At 68.3% G+C, this 23,587-nt stretch carries 26 protein-coding genes; 9 read left to right on the forward strand and 17 right to left on the reverse strand.

The window, feature by feature from the left end:
- Nucleotides 1-406 precede the first annotated feature (406 nt).
- Both uvrB and ABZ345_RS28200 read right to left on the reverse strand, forming a co-directional pair.
- On the reverse strand, nucleotides 407-2,569 hold the full coding sequence (uvrB, locus tag ABZ345_RS28195) for an excinuclease ABC subunit UvrB (RefSeq protein WP_359854910.1): 2,163 nt from the start codon (nucleotides 2,567-2,569) through the stop codon (nucleotides 407-409).
- A gap of 55 nt (nucleotides 2,570-2,624) precedes the next feature.
- Complete coding sequence (locus tag ABZ345_RS28200) at nucleotides 2,625-3,731, reverse strand: DUF5685 family protein (RefSeq protein ID WP_359854913.1); 1,107 nt, start codon at nucleotides 3,729-3,731, stop codon at nucleotides 2,625-2,627.
- 50 nt (nucleotides 3,732-3,781) lie between these two features.
- Here ABZ345_RS28200 and ABZ345_RS28205 point away from each other — a divergent pair, with 50 nt between their 5' ends.
- Together ABZ345_RS28205 and ABZ345_RS28210 are read left to right on the forward strand one after the other, a co-directional pair.
- Nucleotides 3,782-4,291 carry a DUF402 domain-containing protein gene (locus tag ABZ345_RS28205; protein ID WP_359854916.1) on the forward strand — a complete coding sequence of 170 codons (510 nt, stop codon included), beginning with the start codon at nucleotides 3,782-3,784 and terminating at the stop codon, nucleotides 4,289-4,291.
- A gap of 88 nt (nucleotides 4,292-4,379) precedes the next feature.
- Nucleotides 4,380-4,898, forward strand: a complete 519-nt coding sequence (locus tag ABZ345_RS28210) for a hypothetical protein (protein ID WP_359854919.1) — start codon at nucleotides 4,380-4,382, stop codon at nucleotides 4,896-4,898.
- Here ABZ345_RS28210 and coaE read toward each other — a convergent pair.
- From coaE to rpsA, 4 genes are all read right to left on the reverse strand, one after another.
- Nucleotides 4,874-6,022 (reverse strand): dephospho-CoA kinase, encoded by a 1,149-nt coding sequence (coaE, locus tag ABZ345_RS28215; RefSeq protein ID WP_359854922.1) that lies wholly within the window; start codon nucleotides 6,020-6,022, stop codon nucleotides 4,874-4,876. The two genes, ABZ345_RS28210 and coaE, sit on opposite strands and share 25 nt — an antisense overlap.
- 10 nt (nucleotides 6,023-6,032) lie before the next feature.
- The gene (locus ABZ345_RS28220) at nucleotides 6,033-6,650 is read right to left on the reverse strand and encodes a hypothetical protein (protein ID WP_359854925.1); all 618 of its coding nucleotides are present in this window, start codon (nucleotides 6,648-6,650) and stop codon (nucleotides 6,033-6,035) included.
- Nucleotides 6,651-6,721: 71 nt separating this feature from the next.
- The gene (gene pip / locus ABZ345_RS28225; protein WP_359854928.1) at nucleotides 6,722-7,693 is read right to left on the reverse strand and encodes a prolyl aminopeptidase; all 972 of its coding nucleotides are present in this window, start codon (nucleotides 7,691-7,693) and stop codon (nucleotides 6,722-6,724) included.
- 516 nt (nucleotides 7,694-8,209) lie between these two features.
- A complete protein-coding gene (gene rpsA, locus ABZ345_RS28230) occupies nucleotides 8,210-9,700 on the reverse strand; it encodes a 30S ribosomal protein S1 (RefSeq protein ID WP_167974456.1) in 1,491 nt (496 codons plus the stop codon).
- Between the two features lie 180 nt (nucleotides 9,701-9,880).
- On the opposite strand from rpsA, the gene ABZ345_RS28235 reads away from it, so the two are divergent.
- The 5 genes from ABZ345_RS28235 to ABZ345_RS28255 all read left to right on the forward strand — a co-directional run bounded on the left by ABZ345_RS28235 (nucleotide 9,881) and on the right by ABZ345_RS28255 (nucleotide 14,854).
- Nucleotides 9,881-10,714 (forward strand): class I SAM-dependent methyltransferase, encoded by an 834-nt coding sequence (locus ABZ345_RS28235; RefSeq protein ID WP_359854931.1) that lies wholly within the window; start codon nucleotides 9,881-9,883, stop codon nucleotides 10,712-10,714.
- Nucleotides 10,715-10,725: 11 nt separating this feature from the next.
- Nucleotides 10,726-11,649 (forward strand): GNAT family N-acetyltransferase, encoded by a 924-nt coding sequence (locus ABZ345_RS28240; protein ID WP_359854934.1) that lies wholly within the window; start codon nucleotides 10,726-10,728, stop codon nucleotides 11,647-11,649.
- Nucleotides 11,650-11,727: 78 nt separating this feature from the next.
- Nucleotides 11,728-12,360, forward strand: a complete 633-nt coding sequence (locus tag ABZ345_RS28245; RefSeq protein ID WP_359854937.1) for an ATP-binding cassette domain-containing protein — start codon at nucleotides 11,728-11,730, stop codon at nucleotides 12,358-12,360.
- Nucleotides 12,357-14,282 carry a YhgE/Pip domain-containing protein gene (locus ABZ345_RS28250; RefSeq protein ID WP_359854938.1) on the forward strand — a complete coding sequence of 642 codons (1,926 nt, stop codon included), beginning with the start codon at nucleotides 12,357-12,359 and terminating at the stop codon, nucleotides 14,280-14,282. Before ABZ345_RS28245 ends, ABZ345_RS28250 begins: the two co-directional genes overlap by 4 nt.
- Nucleotides 14,279-14,854, forward strand: a complete 576-nt coding sequence (locus ABZ345_RS28255; RefSeq protein ID WP_359854941.1) for a TetR/AcrR family transcriptional regulator — start codon at nucleotides 14,279-14,281, stop codon at nucleotides 14,852-14,854. Before ABZ345_RS28250 ends, ABZ345_RS28255 begins: the two co-directional genes overlap by 4 nt.
- Here the strand turns inward: ABZ345_RS28255 and ABZ345_RS28260 are convergent.
- On the reverse strand, nucleotides 14,817-15,500 hold the full coding sequence (locus tag ABZ345_RS28260) for a DUF4328 domain-containing protein (RefSeq protein ID WP_359854943.1): 684 nt from the start codon (nucleotides 15,498-15,500) through the stop codon (nucleotides 14,817-14,819). The genes ABZ345_RS28255 and ABZ345_RS28260 overlap by 38 nt on opposite strands.
- Entirely contained in the window at nucleotides 15,497-15,793 is a 297-nt protein-coding gene (locus ABZ345_RS28265; RefSeq protein ID WP_359854945.1) for a hypothetical protein, read from the reverse strand. The genes ABZ345_RS28260 and ABZ345_RS28265 overlap by 4 nt, the downstream gene beginning before the upstream one ends.
- Before the next feature lie 122 nt (nucleotides 15,794-15,915).
- Here ABZ345_RS28265 and ABZ345_RS28270 point away from each other — a divergent pair, with 122 nt between their 5' ends.
- Entirely contained in the window at nucleotides 15,916-16,362 is a 447-nt protein-coding gene (locus ABZ345_RS28270; RefSeq protein WP_359854948.1) for a hypothetical protein, read from the forward strand.
- 3 nt (nucleotides 16,363-16,365) lie between these two features.
- On the opposite strand, the gene ABZ345_RS28275 is transcribed toward ABZ345_RS28270, so the two are convergent.
- Together ABZ345_RS28275 and ABZ345_RS28280 are read right to left on the reverse strand one after the other, a co-directional pair.
- The gene (locus tag ABZ345_RS28275) at nucleotides 16,366-16,878 is read right to left on the reverse strand and encodes a hypothetical protein (RefSeq protein WP_359854951.1); all 513 of its coding nucleotides are present in this window, start codon (nucleotides 16,876-16,878) and stop codon (nucleotides 16,366-16,368) included.
- Complete coding sequence (locus tag ABZ345_RS28280) at nucleotides 16,875-17,447, reverse strand: AAA family ATPase (RefSeq protein ID WP_359854954.1); 573 nt, start codon at nucleotides 17,445-17,447, stop codon at nucleotides 16,875-16,877. Before ABZ345_RS28280 ends, ABZ345_RS28275 begins: the two co-directional genes overlap by 4 nt.
- A gap of 159 nt (nucleotides 17,448-17,606) precedes the next feature.
- On the opposite strand from ABZ345_RS28280, the gene ABZ345_RS28285 reads away from it, so the two are divergent.
- Nucleotides 17,607-17,834 (forward strand): hypothetical protein, encoded by a 228-nt coding sequence (locus ABZ345_RS28285; protein ID WP_359854956.1) that lies wholly within the window; start codon nucleotides 17,607-17,609, stop codon nucleotides 17,832-17,834.
- Between the two features lie 293 nt (nucleotides 17,835-18,127).
- Here the strand turns inward: ABZ345_RS28285 and ABZ345_RS28290 are convergent, their stop codons facing one another.
- The 7 genes from ABZ345_RS28290 to ABZ345_RS28320 all read right to left on the reverse strand — a co-directional run bounded on the left by ABZ345_RS28290 (nucleotide 18,128) and on the right by ABZ345_RS28320 (nucleotide 23,585).
- A complete protein-coding gene (locus ABZ345_RS28290; RefSeq protein WP_086665400.1) occupies nucleotides 18,128-18,331 on the reverse strand; it encodes a cold-shock protein in 204 nt (67 codons plus the stop codon).
- A gap of 182 nt (nucleotides 18,332-18,513) precedes the next feature.
- Nucleotides 18,514-19,029, reverse strand: coding sequence for a hypothetical protein (locus ABZ345_RS28295; protein ID WP_359854959.1), 516 nt, complete (start codon nucleotides 19,027-19,029; stop codon nucleotides 18,514-18,516).
- Between the two features lie 42 nt (nucleotides 19,030-19,071).
- Nucleotides 19,072-20,118: a Gfo/Idh/MocA family oxidoreductase gene (locus ABZ345_RS28300; protein ID WP_359854962.1), complete on the reverse strand. Its 1,047-nt coding sequence runs from the start codon at nucleotides 20,116-20,118 to the stop codon at nucleotides 19,072-19,074.
- A gap of 5 nt (nucleotides 20,119-20,123) precedes the next feature.
- Nucleotides 20,124-20,594, reverse strand: a complete 471-nt coding sequence (locus ABZ345_RS28305; protein WP_359854965.1) for a hypothetical protein — start codon at nucleotides 20,592-20,594, stop codon at nucleotides 20,124-20,126.
- Nucleotides 20,591-21,418, reverse strand: a complete 828-nt coding sequence (locus ABZ345_RS28310; protein WP_359854967.1) for a carbohydrate ABC transporter permease — start codon at nucleotides 21,416-21,418, stop codon at nucleotides 20,591-20,593. The genes ABZ345_RS28305 and ABZ345_RS28310 overlap by 4 nt, the downstream gene beginning before the upstream one ends.
- A complete protein-coding gene (locus ABZ345_RS28315; RefSeq protein WP_359855275.1) occupies nucleotides 21,415-22,284 on the reverse strand; it encodes a sugar ABC transporter permease in 870 nt (289 codons plus the stop codon). Before ABZ345_RS28315 ends, ABZ345_RS28310 begins: the two co-directional genes overlap by 4 nt.
- Before the next feature lie 32 nt (nucleotides 22,285-22,316).
- Complete coding sequence (locus tag ABZ345_RS28320; RefSeq protein ID WP_359854970.1) at nucleotides 22,317-23,585, reverse strand: extracellular solute-binding protein; 1,269 nt, start codon at nucleotides 23,583-23,585, stop codon at nucleotides 22,317-22,319.
- Between the last annotated feature and the right edge of the window lie 2 nt (nucleotides 23,586-23,587).

Raw genomic sequence — 23,587 nt, forward strand, 5'->3', positions numbered from 1 at the left:
CCTCCTCTCGTACGCCCAGGCGGACGCGGCGTACGTGCAGCGGCTCGCCGAGCACCTGGCGGCGTCGGTCAAGCCGACACGCTTTTCGTCGGCTTGACCTGACCCCTCTGGTGTGGCTCGCTCCGGCTCGGCTGGTGATGGGACCACCCCACCCGAACCACACCACCAACGCAACGCGCAGCCGCCGAACGCAACGGGCGTGCCATCAACCCGCAAGCGGCGCTGGCTGGTCTTTGATCAGATTGGCGGGGTCCGGGGCGGAGCCCCGCGCCCTAAACGTGACTCGCCCAGAGCAGGGTGACCACCCGCAAAGCCGCGCATCGCAACGTAACTCGCCCAACGCAAGGTGACCACCCGCAAGGCCGCGTCCCTAAAACGCAACGCGACCACCCACAGAGCCCACCCCTCACTTGACCCCAGCCGCGTCCATCCCCCGCAGTTCCTTCTTCAAATCCTGAATCTCATCCCTCAACCGAGCCGCCAACTCGAACTGCAGATCCCGAGCCGCATTCATCATCTGATCAGTCAACGACTGCACCAGATCCGCCAGCTCCGACCGAGCCATCCCGGCACGCTCATGCGAAGCCACCACCCCGGAAGACCGTCCACCCTCACCGGTGGCCCGCTTCCCCCGAGACTGGTTGCGCCCAGACCCCCCGACCGGAACCTCGTCCTCGATCTCGGAGTACACCGCCTCCAGGATGTCGGTGATCTTCTTCCGCAACGGCTGCGGGTCAATCCCGCGCTCGGTGTTGTAGGCGACCTGCTTCTCGCGCCGGCGGTTGGTCTCCTCGATAGCGTGCCGCATCGAGTCCGTGATCCGGTCCGCGTACATGTGGACCTCACCCGACACGTTACGAGCGGCACGGCCGATCGTCTGCACCAACGACGTCCCGGACCGCAGGAACCCCTCCTTGTCGGCATCGAGGATCGCCACCAGCGACACCTCGGGAAGGTCGAGGCCCTCCCTCAGCAGGTTGATGCCGATCAACACGTCGAAATCACCGAGGCGCAACTGACGGAGCAACTCGACGCGGCGCAACGTGTCGACCTCGGAGTGCAGGTACCGGACCCGGATCCCCAGCTCCAGCAGGTAGTCCGTCAGGTCCTCGGCCATCTTCTTCGTCAGCGTCGTGACCAGGACACGCTCGTCCCGCTCCGCGCGCTCCCGGATCGAGTGCACCAGGTCGTCGATCTGGCCCTCGGTCGGCTTCACGACCACCTCGGGGTCGACCAGGCCGGTCGGGCGGATCACCTGCTCGACGAACTCGCCGCCGGCCTGCCCCATCTCGTACGGGCCGGGCGTGGCCGACAGGTAGACGACCTGGCCGATGCGGTCGGCGAACTCCTCCCACGTCAGCGGGCGGTTGTCCAAGGCCGAGGGCAGGCGGAAGCCGTGCTCGACGAGGTTGCGCTTGCGGGAGGCGTCGCCCTCGTACATGCCGCCGATCTGGGGCACCGTCACGTGCGACTCGTCGATGACCATCAGGAAGTCGTCGGGGAAGTAGTCGAGCAGCGTCGCCGGCGCCGTGCCCGCGCCGCGGCCGTCGATGTGGCGGGAGTAGTTCTCGATGCCGTTGCAGAAGCCGACCTGCCGCATCATCTCCAGGTCGTACTGGGTGCGCATGCGCAGGCGCTGGGCCTCCAGCAGCTTGCCCTGGCGCTCCATCTGGGCGAGCGTCGTCTCGAGCTCCGCCTCGATGTCGCGGATCGCGCGCTCCATCCGCTCCGGGCCCGCGACGTAGTGCGTCGCCGGGAAGATCCGGAGCTCGGAGACCTCCTTCACCACCTCGCCGGTCAGCGGGTGGAGGTAGTAGAGCTTGTCGATCTCGTCGCCGAAGAACTCGACGCGGACGGCGAGCTCCTCGTAGGACGGGATGATCTCGACCGTGTCGCCTCGCACGCGGAACGAGCCGCGGGTGAACGACATGTCGTTGCGGGTGTACTGGACATCGACCAGCAGGCGCAGGAACGCGTCGCGGTCGACCTCCACGCCGGTCTCCAGCGGGATCGAGCGGTCGAGGTACGACTGCGGCGTGCCCAGGCCGTAGATGCACGACACCGAGGCGACCACGATGACGTCGCGGCGCGTGAGCAGCGACATCGTGGCCGAGTGGCGGAGACGCTCGACGTCCTCGTTGATCGAGGAGTCCTTCTCGATGTACGTGTCCGTCTGCGGGATGTACGCCTCTGGCTGGTAGTAGTCGTAGTAGCTGACGAAGTACTCCACCGCGTTGTGCGGGAAGAGCTCCTTCAGCTCGTTCGCCAACTGGGCGGCCAGGGTCTTGTTCGGCGCCATGACCAGCGTGGGGCGCTGCAGCCGTTCGACCAGCCAGGCCGTGGTGGCCGACTTGCCGGTACCGGTGGCGCCGAGCAGCACCACGTCGCGCTCGCCGCTGCGCACGCGGCGTTCGAGGTCGGCGATGGCCGCGGGCTGGTCACCGGCCGGCTGGTAGTCGCTGACCACGCGGAACTGCCCGTCGGTGCGTTCGATGTCGCCGACGGGACGGTGCTCGGAGTGCGCCTTGACGGTGCTCTCCTCTGGCGGGAGCTCGGTTGCGAAAGCCACGGCAAGCACGTTACGCCGAGGGTCTGACAATTTCAGATCGGGCCTGGTCAGAGGCCTAATCGCACGGGCAGCAACAGCAGTCGCAGCTGCAGCACTCGAAGCAGCTGCCGCAGTCGCAGTCGCAGTCGCACGAGCTCCGCCACTTGTCGCTCCACGGGCCGGGGTACGGGTCCCGGCAGCAGAACTGGCAGGTCCCGCACATGTAGAGGAACGCGCCGCAGCCCTCCAGGAACCCGCGCGGCCGCGGCTCGTAGGTCAGCCTCGGGTACGCCCACGGCCCGCTGCCGGGATCCACCGGGGTGCGCCTGCCGTCGTCGTGCCGGTCTTCGCCGAACACCCGGTTGATCGACTCGTCCAGCTCGTGCACCAGCAGCTTGTGCACGAGCCGCCCGTCGGTGAACTCGGCCTCGTCCAGCGCCAGCCGGACCCCCGTCGCCGCGTCCAGGCACAGCCGATGAGCTTCGAGGACCGAAGTCCCCGTGGCGAGCAACGGGTTCCACGCATTCGCCCCGCGGTCGGCCTCGAGGTCCTCCACGGCGTCGATCAGGTGCGCTACGCGTCCGAACATGCGTCCCGCCTCGCGCAACGGTTCGGCGTTCGCCGGCCTGCCCACGAGCAACGCCGTCTGCGCGAAGGCGAACCCGGTCGCGGCCTCCGTCGGCTCGGTGACCGCGAGCACCGAGCTGCCCAGCCCCGCAGCGGCCTCGACGAGCGGCTGCCGCCTCACCGAGTCGATCATCACCGAGCCGTCGAACCCGAGATCGGAAGCCGTCCCGAGCCCCTTGGCGGCCCAGCGCCGCGCCACCGCACGTCCCGCCCAGCCGACCTTCCCGGCGAGCCCGTCGCCGTCGTCCACGTGGTCGTCGATCTTCAACGACGCCAGCACGAGCGACACCGACGCCGCCAGCCGCGCACCGGACCCGACGGCCACGTCCGCGGACTTCATCCCGCGCAACGCACACGGTCCCGCAGACCGCCTCGAGAGACCGCTCTGCGCCTCGACCATCGCCGAGATCAGGAGCCCGTCGTAGTTGGTCACGAGCCGCGACAGGTGACCGTGCTCGTCGCGCAACGACAGGCACATCCCGCACAGGTGGGCGAGCCACGCGGACTGCAGCTCAGCGCCCATTCTGTTGCGGCAGGGGCGGATGATCCCGAACATGCGCGGCATCCTAAGTGGCCGGACGGCCGAACGATGGCAGTATCGCGGACGTGGCACACATCCATCCGCCGAAGATCGAGTACTTCGACCTGGACGCCAAGAGCAACACAGATCCCAAGGGACTGTTGAGAAGCGTCGACGAGTACCGCCTCACCCCGACGGGCCTCTACATGTTCCGGCCGCTCGCGGGTCACCCGAAGATCAGCCACTTCGAGAGCTGGTTCCTGCCCAAGCTCAACATCCGGGTCACCCGCCAGTCCTGGCACCCCGGTCACCAGCTCGACTTCGACTTCTACGTGGACGTCGTGGAGATCAACGCGATCGGCAGCGTCTGGAAAACGACGGATCTGTACCTCGATCTGATCGTCCGAACGGGTCACAGCGTGACGGTGCTGGACACGGACGAGTTGATCGCCGCAGTTCAGCACAAGTTGATCACTCCGGAACGCGCGCAATGGGCCCTGGAAACCACCTACTCAGCGGTGTCAGGAATTTCAGCGCACGGTCACGATGTGGTCAGGTGGCTCACCTCTTCGGGTTGTCCCACCTCCTGGCGTTGATACACAGAGTGTGGTCGTCATCTGACCGTGACGTAACAAATCGACCCGGCGTGTAACTGCGAGCACTTATTTGACTACCCTCGGCGTCGTGGGAGCGGTCACTACACCTCAGCTGGTCGATGTCGTCGACACCATTTCGGGCGTGCGGACCTATTCGTCCGGTGGCTCACGAACTCTCAGTTCGTGCAATGTCGAACGTTGGGGTCTGAGGATCGAACATCCCACGCCGGAAGACCCCTTCTCGGACGCCGAGGTCACCTGGCTCATGCCCGAACTGGGCGTGCGCCTCACGACCTACCGCGCCCGCTCCCGGCACGCCCGCAGCGGCCCGAGCGTCCTGTCCGCCGTGCGGGTGGAGCGCGACCACCGCCACTGGCAGACCACGGACCTGTTGCTGGGCCTGGCAGTTCCGGGCGGCACCACGGCCCGCATCGTGCGCAGCGAGGAGTTCGCCGCCGCCGTGGCGGGCCGAGTCCTGCGCCCCGGCGACGCCGACCAGGCCCTGCGCACGATCCACCGCACCCTCGAAGAGCTCAGCAACGTCAACCACAACCTCACGAGCTGGCTGACGTGGCACGGCATCTACGACGCCTGGCCGCCCCTGTAAGCCTCGACGCGCGCGACGGCCGCCTCCATCCACGGCTCCTTCGCCTCACCGTAGGCGAAGGCCCCGGAGTCGGCCGCAAACCGTTGCGACAGCTCGAGCTTCAGTTCCGCGTACTCCTCACGCGCCCGCGCGTCGTGCCGCAGCCAGTCCCGGAAGTCGACCGCCCACCGCCAGTTGGGCGCACCCTCCACGCGCAGGTGCAGGTTCACCCGCCGCCCCGGATCGGCCCCGGCGTGCAGCCGCTTGCTCCAGTCCCCGTCGCCGCGCGGTGTGTCCTCGTACGGCCCCACGTACGGGAAACCGGCCTGTGCCAACGTCTCCCGCAACGAGTCGGCGGTCTCCATGTCCTCGACCGCGAGCTGGAAGTCCAGCACGTCCTTGGCCGCCAGTCCCGGCACCGCGGTCGACCCGATGTGCTCGACGTGCCGCCCACCGGCCGCCAGGCTGATCCGCCGCGCCACCCGCTTGGCCTGAGCGGGCCACCGCCCGTCGTACGGCACCACGATCGGCGACCCGGACGCGTACGACTGCGTCCGCACGTTCTTCTCGAACCCCACCAGCCGGTCCCACAGCCCGGTGACGTCCGGAACCTCACCGCTGTTGTCCAGCCACACGTCCGCGACGGCCCGGCGCTGCTCGTCCGTGGCCTGCGCGGCAATCCGGTTCAGGGCGTCCTGCCGGTCCATCCCCCGGCTGCCGACCAGCCGGCCCAGCCGCGTCTCGGCGTCCGCGTGCACCACGATCACCAGGTGGTACGCCGCCGCGATGTCCCGCTCCACCAGCAACGGGATGTCGTGCACGACGATCGCGTCCTCAGGCGCCTCGCTCATCCGTTGCGCGGTCAACGCCCCGATGCGCGGATGCGTGATCCCGTTGAGCGTCTGCCGTGCCTCTTCGGTCGCGAACGCCTTGGCCGCCAGCGCCGCCCGGTTCAGCGAACCGTCGTCGTTCACCACGTCCGGACCGAACGCCTTGACGACCTCCTTGAGCCCGTCGGTACCGGGCTCGAGCACCTCACGCGCGAGCTGGTCCGCGTCGATGACCACCGCACCGTTGGCGGCGAGCAGCCTCGCGACCGTCGACTTGCCGGACCCGATTCCCCCGGTCAACCCCACCCTGAGCATGCCGCACAGGCTAGACCGGCGGCGTCATGCACTGCTGGGCGAGTACCGGCAGCACCGCCATCAGCTTGGCCTGCGGGATGAAGTTGTTGCGGTTGCGCACCACGAACGTCGACTTGCCGAGCGACCCGATCAGCAGCTGCTCTTCCTTGCCCTCGATCAACGTCCCCTTCTGCCTGCCGACGTCGACCTCGGTGATCTTCGCCCCGTCCTGCCGCTCGGCCTCGACGCTCTCGCCGACCCGCGTCCGCGCGGTCAGTTCGTCCGTGTACGTCGACAGCCCAATGATGATCTTGGCGTCCGGCAGGTTCTTCTTCTCGGGAATCCCGTAGTAGCAGTCGATCTTCCCGGTCCGCCCGATCCCGGGCTCCTTGATGCCGATGATGATCCGAGGCTCCCCGGGCAGCTCCTGCCCGAGCGTCGCGTTCATGACCTCGACCGGCACCACGAGCTCGCAGTCGTCCGGCAACGGCCGGTCCACCATCAGCGGAATCCGCGACGGCGTAGTCGGTGGGGTGATCTTCGGGATCTGCGGCGGCGGCGCCTGAGTCTGCGGCACCGCGCCAGAACAGGCCGCGCAGACCGCCAACGCCGCCGCGCTCAACACCACGAAGAATTTGTTCCCACGCATAGGTTTGTCAACCTACACAACGCCCCAAGCCCTCCACCACAGAGTGAACGCGGGGCCATCCGGACGGGCAGTCACTCGTCCAGGTCGCGGGCGAAGCGGTCGGTGGCGGCGATGATCGCCGCGGCCATGCTGCCACCGCCGTGACCGGTGTCGTCGAGAACCACGAGCTCGCTGCCGGGCCACGCGCGGCGCAGTGCCCAGGCCGTGCCGAGTGGACCGCTGACGTCGTAACGCCCGTGGATCAACACGGCGGGAATCCCGTGCAGTCGCTCGATGTCGCGCAACAGCTGCCGCTCCTCCAGAAAGCAGCCGTGGGACCAGTAGTGGGTCACGAGGCGGGCGAAGGCCAGCTGGAACGCCGGGTCCTCGACCGACAGGAACGGTGCGGCGTCGGGGGCCAGCGACATGTGCGTGTCCTCCCAGTCGCACCACCCTTGTGCCGCCCTGGCGCGAACCTCGGGGTCGGGATCGTGCAGCAGCCGGCTGTAGGCGGCCGACAGGTCGCCGTCGCGTTCGGCTGCGGGCACGCCGTCGCGGAACCGTTCCCACTCGCGCGGGAAGATGCGGCCCATGTCCCGAGTGATCCAGTCGGTGTCGCGGCGGTCGCCGTCGGTCACGGCCGCGAGCACCAACTCGGTCACCCGCTCCGGATACGTCTGCGCGTAGGCCAGAGCCAGTGTGACGCCCCAGGAGCCACCCTCCACGAGCCAGCGCTCGATTCCCAGGTGGACCCGCAGCGCCTCGATGTCGGCGACGAGGTGCTGGGTGGTGTTCGCCGACAGGTCGACGACCGGGTCGCTCGCCGACGGGGTGCTGCGGCCGGCGTTGCGCTGGTCGAACTGGACCACGAGATAGCGGGCCGGGTCGAACAGGCCCCGCGTTCTCGGCGAGCTCCCTGATCCGGGACCGCCGTGCAGCACGACGGCCGGCTTGCCGTCGGGGTTGCCCGAGACCTCCCAGTACAGGGAATGGCCGTCGCCTACCTCGAGCATGCCTGAGTCGTGTGGCTCGGCCGATGGATAGCGCTCGGATGTGGTCCCCATGGGGACATGATCGCGTACCGGTGGGCGGCGGGAGGGAGGTTGCACGCACCGGCAGAAGCGGTGAACGCACCGCTCGCCGTTCAGGGACGGGCTGTCCCTGCATTGGCGGACCGTTTGCGTTGGCTCGCAGGTCGAAGCAGTCCCGCTTCCCTGCGCCGCGACATGGGCCCACCGCTAGGTGACGTCGGGCCGCCGCAGCGACCATGCGGCTGTCGTCCTCGGTGAGGTGTCGCAACGCCAGACGCGCCGGCAGCGCGCGGCCCCGGTGCCGCACGGACAGCATCCGCCGCAGCTTCGGCACCGTGCCGTCACACGATTTCGCCCGTCTGACCTCCAAGCCCTGGTGCGGCTCGCTCACGCGTGGCTTGTGCCGGGACCCCACGCTGCCGCAGGCGTCCCCCCGACTCGGGAACCCCTACATCTCAACCTACTCAGCACCCCCGACAAGAAACGGCGAAGGCCCCCGCACCGAGGTGCGAGGGCCTTCGTCAGTCAGCTACGAGTAGCCGCGAGCGATCACATGCCGCCCGACAGCTTCTCGCGGAGCGCCGCGAGCTGCTCGTCGGAGGCCAGCGTGCCACCGGACTGAGCCGGCGCGCCGACCGAAGCGGAAGGAGCGTCGCCACCGGAGGTGTAGTTGCCCGCACCCTCGGCCGTTGCCTCTTCCTCGGCCTCGGCGGCCTTGCGGATCTGCTTCATGTGGGCCTCGTAACGAGTGTGCGCCTCGGCGTACTGGCGCTCCCACTCCTCACGCTGCTTGTCGAAGCCGTCCTGCCACTCCTGGGTCTCCGGGTCGAAGCCCTCGGGGTAGATGTAGTTGCCCTGGTCGTCGTACTCGGCGGCCATGCCGTACTGGGTCGGGTCGAACTCGGTGTCGACCGTGAAGCCCTCGTTGGCCTGCTTGAGCGACAGCGAGATGCGACGGCGGTCGAGGTCGATGTCGATGACCTTGACCATGACGTCGTCGCCGACCTGGACGACCTGCTCCGGGATCTCCACGTGGCGCTCGGCCAGCTCGGAGATGTGGACCAGGCCCTCGATGCCCTCGTCCACGCGGACGAACGCACCGAACGGAACCAGCTTCGTGACCTTGCCCGGCACGATCTGGCCGATCGCGTGGGTGCGGGCGAACTGGCGCCACGGGTCTTCCTGCGTGGCCTTCAGCGACAGGGAGACGCGCTCGCGCTCCATGTCGACGTCGAGGACCTCGACGGTGACTTCCTGGCCGACCTCGACAACCTCGGACGGGTGGTCGATGTGCTTCCAGGACAGCTCCGAGACGTGGACGAGACCGTCGACGCCACCCAGGTCCACGAAGGCACCGAAGTTGACGATCGAGGACACGACGCCCTTGCGGACCTGGCCCTTCTGCAGCTGGTTGAGGAACTCGCTGCGGACCTCGGACTGGGTCTGCTCGAGCCACGCGCGGCGGGACAGGACCACGTTGTTGCGGTTCTTGTCCAGCTCGATGATCTTCGCCTCGAGCTCACGCCCGACGTAGGGCTGGAGGTCGCGGACGCGACGCATCTCGACAAGGGAGGCAGGAAGGAAGCCGCGGAGGCCGATGTCGAGGATGAGACCACCCTTGACGACCTCGATGACGGTGCCCTTGACCGGCTCGTCCTTCTCCTTGAGGGCCTCGATGGTGCCCCACGCGCGCTCGTACTGGGCGCGCTTCTTGGAGAGGATCAGGCGGCCTTCCTTGTCCTCCTTCTGGAGAACAAGTGCCTCGACCTCGTCACCAACCTTGACAACCTCGTTGGGGTCGACGTCGTGCTTGATCGACAGTTCGCGCGAGGGGATGACGCCCTCGGTCTTGTAGCCGATGTCGAGCAGGACCTCGTCCCGGTCGACCTTGACGATCGTGCCTTCGACGATGTCGCCATCGTTGAAGTACTTGATCGTCTTGTCGATAGCAGCGAGGAAGTCCTCCTCCGTCCCGATGTCGTTGATCGCGACCTGCTTGGGCGCAGCGGCAACGGGGGCGGTGGTGGTGTCGGTGGACATTAGGTAGGTGGCTCCGGTACGGATTGGCATTAATGAGTGGTAGTGGTGCGCGCGCAGCATCGCAGCAACCTGGAATCCCCGACCATTCTGGATCATGGGCAGCACTAACCCACTACGCGGGCGTTATCGTACGCGGCCGCGAGAGCTGTGAGCAAACCAGCCCCCATGTGAAGGAGCAGTGTGTCCAACCAGCACGCGAGCGCGGAGCAAGCGCTCGGCACGGCCGGCATCGTCAAGCGCGGAGCGGACGCCTCCGAGTCACGTGCGGCGAACCGCATCTGGTGGGACGCCGACGCCGACGACTACCACGAGACGCACGGAGACTTCCTGGGTGCGGCGGACTTCGTCTGGTGCCCTGAGGGCCTGCGCGAGGAGGAGACCGGGTTCCTCGGCGACACAGCAGGTCAGAGCATCTTGGAGGTGGGCTGCGGCAGCGCTCCGTGCGCACGCTGGCTCAAGAACAACGGTGCGAACGTCACGGCTCTCGACATCTCCGAGGGCATGCTCCGGCACGCCCGCGAGAACAACGACAGGACAGGCATCCAGGTCCCGCTCGTCCAGGCCAGTGCCGACCAGTTGCCGTTCAGGGACGACTCCTTCGACGCCGCCTGCTCGGCGTTCGGCGCCGTCCCGTTCGTGGCGGACGTCCGGGAGATCTTCAGCGAGGTCGCCCGCGTGCTCAGGCCCGGATCGCCCTGGGTGTTCGCGGTGAACCACCCGATGCGGTGGATCTTCCCGGACGACCCCGGCCCGATGGGCCTCACCGTCACGCAGTCGTACTTCGACCGCACCCCCTATGTAGAGGTCGACGGCGAGGGCCACGCCGTGTACGTCGAGCACCACCGCACGCTCGGCGACTACGTCAGGGCGCTCACGAGCACCGGCTTCACCCTCGAGGACCTCGTCGAGCCGGAGTGGCCGAAGGGGCACACGCGCATCTGGGGCCAGTGGAGCCCGCTGCGGGGCAAGCTCTTCCCCGGCACCGCGATCTTCCGGACGCGCCTGACGTCGTAACCTCAACGGCCATGACCTCGGCACGCGGACTAGTGGCGGCCCAGTCGGCTCGTTTCACCTCACTGGACCCGTTACTCCCGCCGGCCGTCGAACCACCCACCGACGGCCACGTCATCACGGCGGCGCTCGCGGACGGCACGCGCGTGGCCGGGGTCATCAGCCACAAGACGTTCGAGGAGCACTCCACGATCCGCCTGTGGTCGACGGCTCAGGTGTGGGAGCTGCTGCCGCTGGTCGGCACCGCGCAGGGCATGGACGCGCTGCTCACCCGGTTCCGCCGGCACCTGGACACGCAGGAGGTCCACGACGAGGACAGCGCGTGCGTGGTGCACTGGCCGAGCCGCGACACGAAGGCCGCGCGCGCGTTCCTCGACCACGGCATGGTGCCGCTGTCGGTGCTCGCGGTGCGGCTGAGGACTCCCCAGCCCCGAGTCCCGCGCACGCTCACGATCCGCCGCGCCACCCCTCACGACCTGGACAGCGTGCTGGAGCTGTCCCTCGCCGAGCTGGAGTACTCGTCGTTCGTCGGCTCGACGATCGTCCGCCCGGAAGCCGCGGCGGTGAAGCGGCGCGCACTCGCCGAACGCCTCGCCAACGCGAGCCCCATCTGGATCGCCGAACGCGACGGCATCGCGGTCGCCCTCGCCGAGTGCGCGATCGTGTCGTCCGAACCCGGCACGATGGCCGCCATGAGACTGCCCCGCGGCCGATGGGGTTATGTGAACTGCCTCTCGGTGGTGCCGGGAGCCCGCGGCACCGGCATCGGCCAGCAGCTCGTCGCCTACGCCCACCAGGAGCTTCACCGGATGGGCGCGGTCGGCACGTACCTCTACTACAACCCGCCGAACCCGTTGAGCAGCGTCTTCTGGCCCCGCCAGGGCTACCGCCCGCTGTGGACCGTCTGGGAAGTACGCCCCGCCTCAGCCCTTAGGTGACTTATGTCCGACTTGCCGACAGCAGAAGTCTGCGCAAGAATTTGTACTGACCGGTCAGTCTAAACGGAAGGTAAAGACGTGGAGATCCACGCAAGTCGCGCAGGCGTCAACGGGGGACATGGTCCTCTGCTCCGCCCGACTTCGCTGACCGTGAAGCCCGGCGAGCTCACGCTGGTCGCGGGCGAGCCCGGCACCGGTCACACCGCACTGGCCCTGCTGCTCTCCGGCCGCATGAAGCCCTCCACCGGCACGGTGTCGCCGGACCCGAAGATCCTGCGCAAGCAGGTCGTGCTGGTCGACGCCCCCGAGGTGAACGAGCCGGAGGACTCGCTGACCCTGTCCGCCGTCGTCGGCGAGGAGCTCGCGATGAACGGCATGCGCTCCGGCAAGAAGGCGGTGCACGACTGGTTGGTCGAGCACGCCGCCGACGAGCACGCGTCCAAGCGCTTCGAGCACGTCCCGGCGCACACGCGGTGCGCGGTGATGCTCGAACTGGCCGCCGAACGTCCGGGCGTCACGACGCTGATCCTCGACTGCCCGGACCGCTACCACCCCAACCCGCGCGAGTGGTTCGCCTTGGCGCAGGACTACGTGACCCCCGAACGGTCCGTGGTCGCCCTCTGCACGAACTCCTCCGCCCACATCCTCGACATCCCGCACGCGCGCCTTGGTGAGGACAACAACGACACCAAGATGGAGATCCCCGCATGAGCGCCCTTCGCATGGCCTTCAACGAACTTCGCCGGATCACGTCCGGCACGCTGCCCCGGCTCGCGGTCCTCGCGCTGGCTCTGGTGCCGCTGCTCTATGCCTCGCTGTACCTCTACGCCAACAAGGACCCGTACGCGAACCTCCACAACGTCCCGGCCGCGCTGGTCGTGAAGGACAAGGGCGCCAAGGACCTCAACGCCGGCAAGGACGTCGCGGACGAGCTGCTCAAGGGCAACAAGTTCAAGTGGCAGGTCGTGGACGACCCCGCCGACGCCGACGAGGGCGTGCGCAAGGGCAAGTACATCTTCGGGCTGACGCTGCCGGAGGACTTCTCCGAGGCGCTCACGTCCGCCGAGCAGAACAAGCCGCGCCAGGGCGTGCTGACGCTGACCACCAACGACGCCAACAACTACCTGGGCAGCACGATCGCGAACCAGGTCGTCGCCGAGGTGCGCCGCGCCGTCACCGCGAAGGTCTCCACCGAGGCCGCCGACAAGCTGCTGCTGGGCTTCTCCACGATCCGCGAGGAGACGACCAAGGCCGCCGACGGTGCCAAGCAGCTCGCGGACGGCAGCGCCACCCTGCGCGACAAGATCGGTGAGCTCGACAGCGGTGTCCAGCAGCTCTCCGCCGGTGCGGTGACGGCTGCCAACGGGGCCGCGCAGCTGCGGGACGGCACGCACGAACTCCGCTCGCAGACCGCACAGCTGCCCGCCGGCGCCCAGAAGATCGCCGACGGCGCGCGCCAGGTCGCGAACGGCAACGAGACCGCCGCGACCCAGGCCGAGGAGTACGCGAAGAAGGCCCAGGCGCTCGTCGGGGTGCTCGACCAGGCGAACGGCGACGTGGCGAACCACCTGCGCGCCTTGGGTTTCACCGAGGCCCAGGTGCAGCAGGTGATGAGCACGCTCACCCAGGTCCGCAAGCCGGTCGACGACGCGAACGGCAAGGTGCAGGGCGCCGCGGGTGACCTGCGCAAGCTCGCGAACGGCGCGGACCAGGTGGCCGACGGCGCCGAGCAGCTCTCGTCCAAGATGCCCGGCCTCGTCACCGGCGTCGGCAAGCTCGACGACGGCGCGACGAAGCTCGCCGACGGCAACGCGCAACTCCGCGACGGTCTGCAGAAGGCCGCGACGGGCACACCTCAGCTCAAGGACGGTGCGACGAAGCTCGCGACCGGTGCGGCGGAGCTGAGCAACGGCCTGTCCGGTGGCGTGAACAAGATCCCGAACGCCGACGACCCGACGCGCGCGGCCATCGCCCAGGCGATCGGTGACCCGGTGGCGGTGAAGGGCCTGTCCCAGACCAAGGCGGCCACTTACGGCGCCGGACTGGCTCCGTTCTTCCTGGGCCTGGCGACGTGGATCGGCGCGTTCGTGCTCTTCCTGCTGCTGCGCCCGTTGTCACGCCGTGCGCTGGCCGCTGGTCAGTCCGGGCTGCGGGTGGCGTTGGGCGGCTGGCTGCCGGGTGCGGTGCTGGGCGTCGTGCAGGTGCTCGTGATGTTCTCGGTGGTGCGGTTCGTGGTCGACATCGAGCCGTCGAACCCCTTCGGCACGTTCGGGTTCCTCGTGCTGATGTCGCTGACGTTCGTGGCGATCCTGCACGCGCTGAATGCCGCGTTCGGTGCCGTGGGCAAGTTCCTGGGGCTGATCCTGCTGATCCTGCAGCTGGTCAGCGCGGGCGGCACGTTCCCGTGGCAGACGATCCCGGTGCCGCTGTACCCGCTGCACTACGGCCTGCCGATGGGCTACGCGGTCGACGGTCTGCGTCATCTGATGTACGGCGGCGACCTCGGCATCGTCGGACATGACGCTTTGATCCTTCTCGCGTGGCTCGTCGGGGCCCTAGCCTTGTCGTCCGTGGCGGCCTACAAGCAGCGGGTGTGGACAGCGTCCAAGCTGAAGCCGGAGCTCGTCCTGTGAGCGCCCGGACGACCGCGACCAAGCAGAAGCTCTTCGACGCGGCGCTGAAGCTGGTCGGCGAACGGGGCGCCGCGTCGGTGACGGTCGACGAGATCGCTGCGGAGGCAGGTGTCGCCAAGGGCACGATCTACTACAACTTCGCCTCGAAGGACGCCCTGGTAGAAGCCCTGCTGCGGCACGGTGTCGAGATCCTCGCCGGCCGGCTGCGGTCCGCCGAGAGCGCCGACGACTCGCTGGAGGCCCTGGTCGACGAGATGCTCGGCTTCTGGGCCGAGTACCCGGCGTTCGGCCAGCTGCTGGTCTCCGAACTGTGGCGCACGCCGGGCCAGTGGCACGGCACTCTCTCGTTGCTGCGCGACGACATCGTGTCGATCGTGCGCGGTCACATGAAGCGCCTGTCCGACGCGGGCCGGCTCCCCGACGGGGTCGAGGTCGGCACCGCGTCGGCGGCGTTGTTCGGAACGCTGCTCGTGATCGCCCTGGACTGGCAGGTGTTCCAGCCGGAGCGGTCACGGGCGGAGGTGCGGGACTCGGTCATGCACCTGGTACGTGGACTTGGACCGGCCCGCTGAACTCCTGCGGCCGGGTCTGGTCCTGCAGGTCGGTCAGGCGCTTGATCAGCACGACGGCGAACGCGGCGGCGATGACCGTCACCACCGTCGTCACCCACGTCCAGATGGCGATGGTGGCCAGGTCGGTGTCGCGCAGCACGAGCCGCGTGACCGCCCTATCGCCCCACGACATCAGCAGGAACGCCGTCCACCAGCCGGCGAGGAAGCCGTTCTTGTCGCGAGCCTGCAGCGGACGGTCCTGCTGAGCCGGGTCGAACGAGCGCCAGATGTCCTGGACGATCTGCAACGGGTACCACCAGCCCACGATCGGCGTGATCCACGACCCGATGACCCAGCCACGCCCGTGGCGGTGCTCCACGCCGTAGGTGACGCGCTCGGCGTTGCGCCGCGACCGGTAGATCCACACGATGAACGTCACGCCGGATGCGATGGTCACGAGCATGGTCGGAATGGCCACCCACAGCGCGAAGGTGTCGACCGCGCGTGCGTCCTCCATCGTGGCGTTGCCGTCGGCGTACGCCTGCACGACGTCGGCGGTCTGCTGCGAGGCGATCGCGTCCGCGATGGCGAGGAGGGCTTGCAGTCCGATGAGGACGGACGCGGCGATGCCGATGCCGCGGACAGGTCTGAACGGTTCGGTGTTCATGATTCCCCCAGGTGACTTGGTTCGATTTTCTGCACGAGGTTCTGCTTCCGGATCATCCGCGCGGTGAACACGGCCGCCGCGACGCCCAGCGCCGCGGAGATCGTGGACAGGGGGACGGCCGGGGTCAGGTACGAGGCGAGGTAGCACAGGTACCACGCGATGATCAGCAGGAGTTCCGGGCGCCATGGCCGGGCCCTGCTCGTCCACGCCGCGGCGACGACCTCGGCCGCCGCCGCGCAGCCGACCAAGACGGCCACCACGAGCCCCACGCCGCGCACAGGCCCCACACTCACGATTTCCCCCCAGGAAATGCGCACGTCCCCCCGACGCTGGCGCGCAGCGTACAACCTCAACGCCCGATCGAGCGATGTGTTTGGTCGTGCGGGGCTAAATGGCCGCCGGTACGAACGAAGGCATGTCGAAACCGCTAAGTGCCCTCGTCGCGCTCCTCGCGTTCGCCGCCCTCACGACGACCCCCGCGCTCGCCACCGAGCCCGTCACGGCCAGCGCCGACTTCAAGGAAGCCTTGTTCTCCCCCGCCGACGGCAGCCTCGACTTCGAGGAGACGACCGACGGCATCAAGGTCACCGGCCAGTTCAAGAAGGGCTTCGCGTCCGCCAAGCCCGAGGACTACCAACTGCAGGTCCTCGACGGCACGACGGTGGTCGTGGACTTCAGCAAGGACTTCCAGAAGGTCGCCGAGATCGACTCGCCGAAGGTCCCGAAGTTCGAGTTCACCACCAAGACCAAGCAGAAGATCGCCGACATCCGCAACGAGGACGTGGTGGTCCGCCAGCTCGTGGACGTGGCCGCGGGCATCAAGGTGCAGGCCGAGATCGGCCGCACGAAGGTCGTCAAGTAGCGGTCAGCGGGCGTCCTCGTGGTGCAGCGAGGGCGCCCGCCCTTCCAACGCCCGTTCGACGGCCTCCAGCACGGCACGGCTCGTGCGCTGCGCGGCGTCGTGTGCGAAGTGACCGAGCAACACCTGCTGCGTCGGGTTCGGCAGCACCGGGTCCGGCACCGGCACGGATGTGTGCACCTCCACCACCGGCGCGCCCTCGGCCAGAAGAGACTGCACGGCCCGCAAGACGCCCGCGCGATAGTTGTCGTGCACCCACGCGACCAGCAGGTTCACCGGCCGGCCCTGCAGCTCGTACTCGACCTCGTTCGCCAGCTCGGCAGGCTTGGCCCAGTCGGCCCTGACCCACGTCGGCCGATGCCCGCGCGGCAGCGACGCCCGCGCCGCCCGTCCGGGACCGTCGTCGGCCATCAGGGGCTGGGTCCGCGACGGCAGGAAGACCTGCCACCCGCGTTCGACCAGCCGTTGCGCGCATCCGGCCAACATCCCGGTCCCGCCGAGCACCAGCGCCGTCCTCACCGAGCACGCTCCTCCCCGACCGAGGCCAGCGGCCCGGCCAGCCACCGCTCCACCTGCCCCTGCCCGCACAACCGCACGACCACGACCTCGTCGACCAGGGCGAGCACCCTTCCCCGGTTGCGCCGGAAGGTCTTCCATCCCCACCGCAGGATGTGCTCGGAGTCCGTGAACACCGACCACAGCGACGGTTCCTGGTTACCGTTCCACAACTCCACGCCTGCCGCGCGACGTCTGATCGTCCGGCCGACGAGCCGTCCCATGACCGTCGCGAACGGGTGATCGAGCCACACCACCGTGTCCGCGCGGGCGAGCAGGTCGCGGCGCACCTCCTTGTACTGGAACTCGGTGACCCAGTGGTCCTCCTGCGCGAACGCCGCCACCTCGGCGCGGAACTCGGGGCGAGGCGTCCACCGCGGACCCCAGTAGAGGCTGTCCAGCTCCACTCGCCGCAGGTCGCGCTGCTGCGAGATGCGCAGGCAGAGCGTCGACTTGCCGGATCCGGCGTTGCCGGCGACGAGGATGCGCCGGGGCACGTGCGGCAGCGGATCAGCTGGTCCGAGCAACGGCATCGGGTCAGGCTAGCGAAAAGCCAATGATCACAACATGTTCCGCCGGGCTGAGGTGGGAGCCGCCCATGTCGCCAACCCATGCAGCGTGGTGGTGGTGCGGCGGCGCGGCGGCGGAGGCGGCAGCACGAGCGGCGGCGTGGCGAAACGGCAGCGGGTGTAGTGGGTCGTGGCGGCACGGTGCCGGCGGCGGCAGGTGGCGGCGGCACGGCGGTGGTGGTCGCGCGGCGGCGGCACGGTGGCGCGGTGGTGGTGGCGCGGTGGCAGCAGCACGAGCTGGCAGCAGCACGAGCGGTAGCGGCGGCGTGGCGAGACGGCGGCGGTGGGGTCGCTACCGCTCGTGGTGGTGGCGCGGTGGCGGCGGTGGAGGAGGCAGCAGCACGGCGGTGACGGCAGCACGGGCGGTGACGGGGTGACACGGCGGTGACGGCAGCACGGGCAGCAGCGGTGACACGGCGATGGCGGGGCGGTGGCGGGGCGGCAGCACGACCGTGGCGGCGGCACAGCGGTAGCGGCAGCAGCAGTGTGGCGGTAGCTGCGCGGCGGCGGTCACTGGCGCCCTCGGGCACCCGGCCGGCGCACCCACCAGCCGGCGCTCACAGTCCCGGCGAGGCCCCTCCGCGGTCAGCGGAAATGACCGCAGGGCCCCCGGAAGTCCGGAGGCCCTGCGATGTGAAACAACGTCAGAGAGCGGTGACGTTCGTCGCCTGCGGGCCCTTCTGGCCCTGCGTGACGTCGAACGAGACCTTCTGGTTCTCCTCGAGGCTGCGGTAGCCGCCGCCGTTGAGGGCCGAGTAGTGGACGAAGACGTCAGCGCCGCCGTCCTCGGGGGCGATGAAGCCGAAGCCCTTTTCGGCGTTGAACCACTTGACGGTGCCGTTTGCCATGTACTGCTCCTTCAATGCTGAAGAGCAGACCACACTTTGTGGCCGCTCCGTGGTTGGTCGTGAGCCGACCTACCCCATCCGCGAAGAAGGAGAAGCGCTCGCAACTGAAGTTTGGCGAGCGTGAAATGACACGAACACAAAACTGCAACCGAGGAGTGAGTCTACCAAACTCTGGCCGGTGTCTACCGCCGCTTTCGCTGGGGAACCGCGAACCGCTGCTGCATGAGCGTGATCCGCAGGATCAGGAAGCACGCGAGCCCGGCGGCGCCGACCGCGCACAGCGTGGACAGGGTCGAAAACACCAGGTAGACGGGTGTGTCGAGCATCAAAGACTCGAATACGTCACACAGCACCATCGCGAGGAACGCGTACTGCCATGGCTTGATCAACGGGCTGGCCACGCGCTGGTCGAACGGCACCTCGCGCTGGGCCGGGTCGCTGGCCATCCAGATCTGCCGCATCATCCGCACGCCGTGCAGGGCGATCGCCTCGGCGTTGTGGGTGGCGCTGCGGAACCACAGCAGGAACGCCACGGCCGCGGGCACGACTAAGACGATCGCGAGGAAGCTCCACGAGGACGAGCCGCCGCGCCAGTCGACGATCGTGCCCCAGACGGACGCGATCGCGACCAGAGCGATGAGGCCCTGGCTGACGTACCCGGTCAGCCGGACGTCCCTCAAGTCGATGTAGGTGTCCAACGCAACTACTCCCCGAACCAACTGGCGGACCCGCGCGGCAGACTACCGCCCGAAACCGCAGCCCAGCTCGGTGAAAGTCGCGATCTTCTCCGCCGCGCGCACGACGACCTCGTCGATGCCGTCCAGCACCACCCGGTCGGTGACGCGGCGCGCGGGCACCAGCGGGACGTCCGCCTTGCCGCACGCCTCGACGACCGACGTGAACGCCCGCGCGGCCGCCAGCGGAGCGACCAGGGGCCCGCCGGTCTGCCGGTGCCGGATGAGGTTCTCCAGCAGGTCCACCGACGGCGACACGGCCATGCGGTGGTCGTTCACGGTCAGCCTGTCGTCGTCGTACCACCACACGGCCTGTCCCAACGAGCCGTGCACGAGCACAACGGGTGGCAACGATGTCGACGCACACAGCGTTGTGGCGACCACCACAGGTGGCGCGCCATCGGCCGTGACGCGCACACAGGCCGTGTCGTCCGCAGTGATCGTGTCGCGGCACCGGAAGAGCTCCAGCTCGATACCGATGTCCGTGCGTTCTTCTACGTCGGCCAGCAACAGCGCGTTCTGCAGGGCGTGCGCGAACGGGTTCACCAGCGTCCCGTCCTCACCCTGCCTCCCCGCCCACGCCGCCCGCGAGTAGTAGTCGTCCGAGCGCACCCAACGCCCGGCGGCGCCGATGCCGGAGATGTCCCCGAGCGCACCGGAGCCGATCAACGAGCAGAGCCGCCGGTACGACCCGGTCCCCTGCGACTGGAACCCGACCTGGCACACCAGCCCGCGCTCGGCCGCGGCCGACGTGATCTCGTCGAAGTCCGCCACCGACAGCAGTGCCGGCTTCTCCACCAGCACGTCGCAGCCGAGAGCGAACGCCGACAGCACGAGGTCGCGGTGTGTCGACGGCGGCGACGAGATCACCACGATCTCGGGGTGGAGCTCGGCCGCCAGCGACGGCAGATCCGGGTACGAGGGCACCGGCACGTCGACATCGGCGACGTCGACGACACCCACGAACGTCGCTGTTCCGTCGTGACCGAGCCGGAGCAGGTTCTCCACGTGCCTCGCACCGTGCCCACGCGCGCCGACCAGCGCAACACGCATCGTCCTCACCCTTCTCGGGTGGACTCCGCAGCCAGCGCCAGGGGTCCGGCGATCACCAGCGCCAGCGGAGGCAGGGCCCACACCAGCACACCGGCGACCACCAACGCGGCCATCAGCATCGGCCGAGGTGCTTCGAATTTCAATGCGCCGCGCCATCCGAGACGTGCTTGATCAAGAAGAAGCGCTCCAATGGACGCCGACGCGAGCAGCACCCCGACCCGAACGAACCAGGGCGCCGGCAACACCGTGACCACGAGCAGCACGTCCACCACCAGCACCGCCCACAGCACCGCGAACACCACGCCCGGCGCCCACTGCACGCGCAGCAGCGACCAGAACCGCCGGACCGGAAGATCACCCTTCAGGACGGCGCACCCCGCCCCGAAGGCCGAGTACGCGGTCACCAGCGGCAGCGAGGCGACGAACACGAACAGCCCCACCAGCAGGGCGTCCGCCAACGCCTCCAGCCGGTTCATCCCTTCAGTCCCGTCGTGGCCACGCCGGCGACCAGGAACCGCTGGAACGCCAGGAAGAACAGCCCGATCGGCACGAGCGACAACACCGACATCGCGAACATCGGCCCGTACGAGGACGACGACGTCTGGTCGATGAACAGCCGCAGCCCCATCGGGATCGTGTAGTTCTCGGTCGACGACAGGTAGATCAGCTGCGAGAAGAAGTCGTTCCAGGTCCAGATGAACGTGAAGATCGCGGTCGTGACCATCGCCGGGCGGGACAACGGCAGCACCACGTACCGGTAGTTGCGGATCGGCCCGCACCCGTCGATCTTCGCCGCCTCGTCCAGCTCGTACGGGATCCCGCGCATGAACTGCACCATCAGGAACACGAAGAACGCGTCGGTCGCCAGCAGCTTCGGCAGGATCAGCGGCACGAACGTGTCGATCATGCCCAACTGCTGGAACACCACGTACTGCGGGATCAGCGTGACGTGTGCCGGCAGCATGATCGTGACCAGCGCGAACGCGAACAGCGGGCCGGAGAGACGGAACCTCAGCCGCGCGAACGCGTAGGCCGCGAGCGAGCACGACACGACGTTGCCGATCACCGCACCACTGGCCACGATCGTGGAGTTGCCGAGGAACGTCCAGAACGGCTCCCCGCCCGCGCCTTCCAAGGCGCCCTGATACCCATCCGCGGTGATGCGCCCTGGGAACAGCGAGCGCAGGTTCGACACCAGGTCCTCGACCGGGGTCAGCGACGCCGAGATCAACCACACGATCGGGTACAGCACCAGCGCCAGCGCGGCCAGGCACAGCACGAACACGAGAGCCCGCTTCATCGCTCGTCTCCGTAGAACACCCAGTACCGCGAGGTCCGGAACAGCACTGCGGTGATCACCGCGATCGCCACCAGCAGCACCCACGCCATCGCCGACGCGTAGCCCATGCGGAACTCCGTGAACCCGCGCTCGTACAGGTAGAGCGTGTAGAACAACGTCGAGTCGGCCGGTCCACCGCGACCGCCGCTCACCACGAACGCCTGCGTGAACGCCTGGAACGCGTGGATCGTCTCCAGCACGAGGTTGAAGAACAGCACCGGCGACAGCATCGGCAGCGTGATCGACCACAGCCTGCGCCACCACCCCGCGCCGTCGACCGCCGCCGCGTCGAACAGGTCGCGTGGAATCTGCTGCAACCCGGCCAGGAAGATGACCATCGGCGCGCCGAACTGCCACGCCGACAGCAGCACGATGGTGATCAACGCGTAGTCCGGCGTGTCGACCCAGGTGTCGAAGATCGCCCGCCACGCCAGCGCGAGCCCGACCGACGCGCCCAGCAGCGAGGGCGCGTAGAAGGCCGACCGGAAGAACGCTTGTCCCTTGCCGCGCAACGAGTTCAGCAGCAACGCGACGGCCAGCGCGAGCACGAGCTTCAGCGGCACCGACCACACGACGTACTTCAGCGTGACGACGACGGAGTCCAGGTAGCGCGGGTCGTCACCGAAGAGCTTCGCGTAGTTGTCGAAGCCGACCCACTGCGGCGAGTTGAACAGGTCGTAGTCGGTGAACGACAGGTACAGCGACACGACCATCGGCGCCACGGTGAGGCCGATCGCGCCGAGCAGCCACGGCCCCAGGAACAGGTACGCGACGCCCTGCGAGTTGCCCGGCCGCCGAGGGGGCGCGCCCTCGGCGACCGACTTCACCGGTGCGGGAGAGACCCGCTCGGCGAGCACCACTACTTCAACGCTTCTTCAGCGTCGCGCCAGAACTCCTCCAACGCCTGGTCGATCGTCTTCTTGCCGAAGACGACCTCCTCGTGCTTGCGCTGCATCAACTTGTAGATCGTGCCATCACCCTTCGGCGGCGCCGCCGGTGCATCGCCGAGCTTGGCGTCAACCGACTTCTGGTACTCGAAGATCACCTTGTTGGCACCGCTGAGGTTCTGCGCCACCGCCTCGCGGATCTTCAGGTTCGCGGGCAGGCCGCGGTTCGCGCCGAGGATCTTGCCCGCGTCCGGGTCGTTCAACAGGAAGTCGATCAGCTTGACCGCCGCGTCCTTGTTCTTGGTGCGGGCCGACGCGCTGATCAGCTGCGACGGCTTGCGGTACGAGCCGAGGACTTCCTTGCTGTCACTGGGATACGGGCCGAGCTTGAGCTCGTTCGGACGCACCGTGTTGTAGCCGCCGTAGAGGCTGTCGTAGCTGTGCTCGGACGCGCTGAGCTTCTTGCCCATGGGGGTCTGCTCGGCGCCGGCGTTCAGCGTGGTCACCAGTTCGGCGGGCGTGGTGGCGTTCGAGTCGCGGAAGTCCTTGGACAGCTGCCAGAACGCCTTGAGGTCGTCCTTGGAGTATCCGAGCTTGCCGTCGTCGTTGTAGAGGGCCTTGCCGTGCTGCCGCAGCCAGGTCTCGAAGACGTCCTCGGTGCCGCCGAAGTCCGTGGAGCCAGCGATCTTGCCGCCGGTGCTCGCCTGGATCTTGCCGGCGGCTTCCTTGTAGTCAGCCCAGCTCCAGCCGATCTCCGGCGTCTTGGCGCCGGCCGCCTCGAACAGCTTCGGGTCGTAGACGATCGTGGTGGAGTTCTGCGCCAACGGCAGCGCGACCTGCTTGCCCTTGAGCTTGCCGCTGCCGATGAAGCCCTGGTCCCAGTCAGCCGTGCGGATCTCCTTGCCCACGTACGGCGAGAGGTCGAGCAGCACGTTGCGGCCCGCGTACTCGTTGAGGTAGCGGTAGTCCATCTGGATGACGTCCGGCGCGTTGCCGCCCGCGATCTCGGTGGAGAGCTTCTCGAAGTAGTTCTGGAAGTTCTGGAACGACGTCGACACCTTGATGTTCGAGTTGCGGCTCTCGAACAGCTTCACCGCCTCGTTGGTCACCTTGGCGCGGTCGTCGTTGCCCCACCAGATGAAGCGGATCTCCTGCTGGCCGTCGCCGCCGCCTTTGGCACCGCAACCCGACACCACCAGCGCGGCACCGAGCAGCAAGCCCACAACCTTGTGCGCCTTCACCA

Source organism: Lentzea sp. NPDC005914 (genome assembly GCF_040629405.1).
Classification (GTDB): Bacteria; Actinomycetota; Actinomycetes; order Mycobacteriales; family Pseudonocardiaceae; genus Lentzea.

Excerpts from the sequence above, each read along its gene's own strand:
- ABZ345_RS28200 (WP_359854913.1), bottom strand. The coding sequence starts at position 3,731 with ATGTTCGGGATCATCCGCCCCTGCCGCAACAGAATGGGCGCTGAGCTG.
- coaE (WP_359854922.1), bottom strand. The coding sequence starts at position 6,022 with ATGCTCAGGGTGGGGTTGACCGGGGGAATCGGGTCCGGCAAGTCGACG.
- ABZ345_RS28220 (WP_359854925.1), bottom strand. The coding sequence starts at position 6,650 with ATGCGTGGGAACAAATTCTTCGTGGTGTTGAGCGCGGCGGCGTTGGCG.
- pip (WP_359854928.1), bottom strand. The coding sequence starts at position 7,693 with ATGGGGACCACATCCGAGCGCTATCCATCGGCCGAGCCACACGACTCA.
- rpsA (WP_167974456.1), bottom strand. The coding sequence starts at position 9,700 with ATGTCCACCGACACCACCACCGCCCCCGTTGCCGCTGCGCCCAAGCAG.
- ABZ345_RS28240 (WP_359854934.1), top strand. The coding sequence starts at position 10,726 with ATGACCTCGGCACGCGGACTAGTGGCGGCCCAGTCGGCTCGTTTCACC.
- ABZ345_RS28250 (WP_359854938.1), top strand. The coding sequence starts at position 12,357 with ATGAGCGCCCTTCGCATGGCCTTCAACGAACTTCGCCGGATCACGTCC.
- ABZ345_RS28260 (WP_359854943.1), bottom strand. The coding sequence starts at position 15,500 with ATGAACACCGAACCGTTCAGACCTGTCCGCGGCATCGGCATCGCCGCG.
- ABZ345_RS28270 (WP_359854948.1), top strand. The coding sequence starts at position 15,916 with ATGTCGAAACCGCTAAGTGCCCTCGTCGCGCTCCTCGCGTTCGCCGCC.
- ABZ345_RS28280 (WP_359854954.1), bottom strand. The coding sequence starts at position 17,447 with ATGCCGTTGCTCGGACCAGCTGATCCGCTGCCGCACGTGCCCCGGCGC.
- ABZ345_RS28290 (WP_086665400.1), bottom strand. The coding sequence starts at position 18,331 with ATGGCAAACGGCACCGTCAAGTGGTTCAACGCCGAAAAGGGCTTCGGC.
- ABZ345_RS28300 (WP_359854962.1), bottom strand. The coding sequence starts at position 20,118 with ATGCGTGTTGCGCTGGTCGGCGCGCGTGGGCACGGTGCGAGGCACGTG.
- ABZ345_RS28305 (WP_359854965.1), bottom strand. The coding sequence starts at position 20,594 with ATGAACCGGCTGGAGGCGTTGGCGGACGCCCTGCTGGTGGGGCTGTTC.
- ABZ345_RS28310 (WP_359854967.1), bottom strand. The coding sequence starts at position 21,418 with ATGAAGCGGGCTCTCGTGTTCGTGCTGTGCCTGGCCGCGCTGGCGCTG.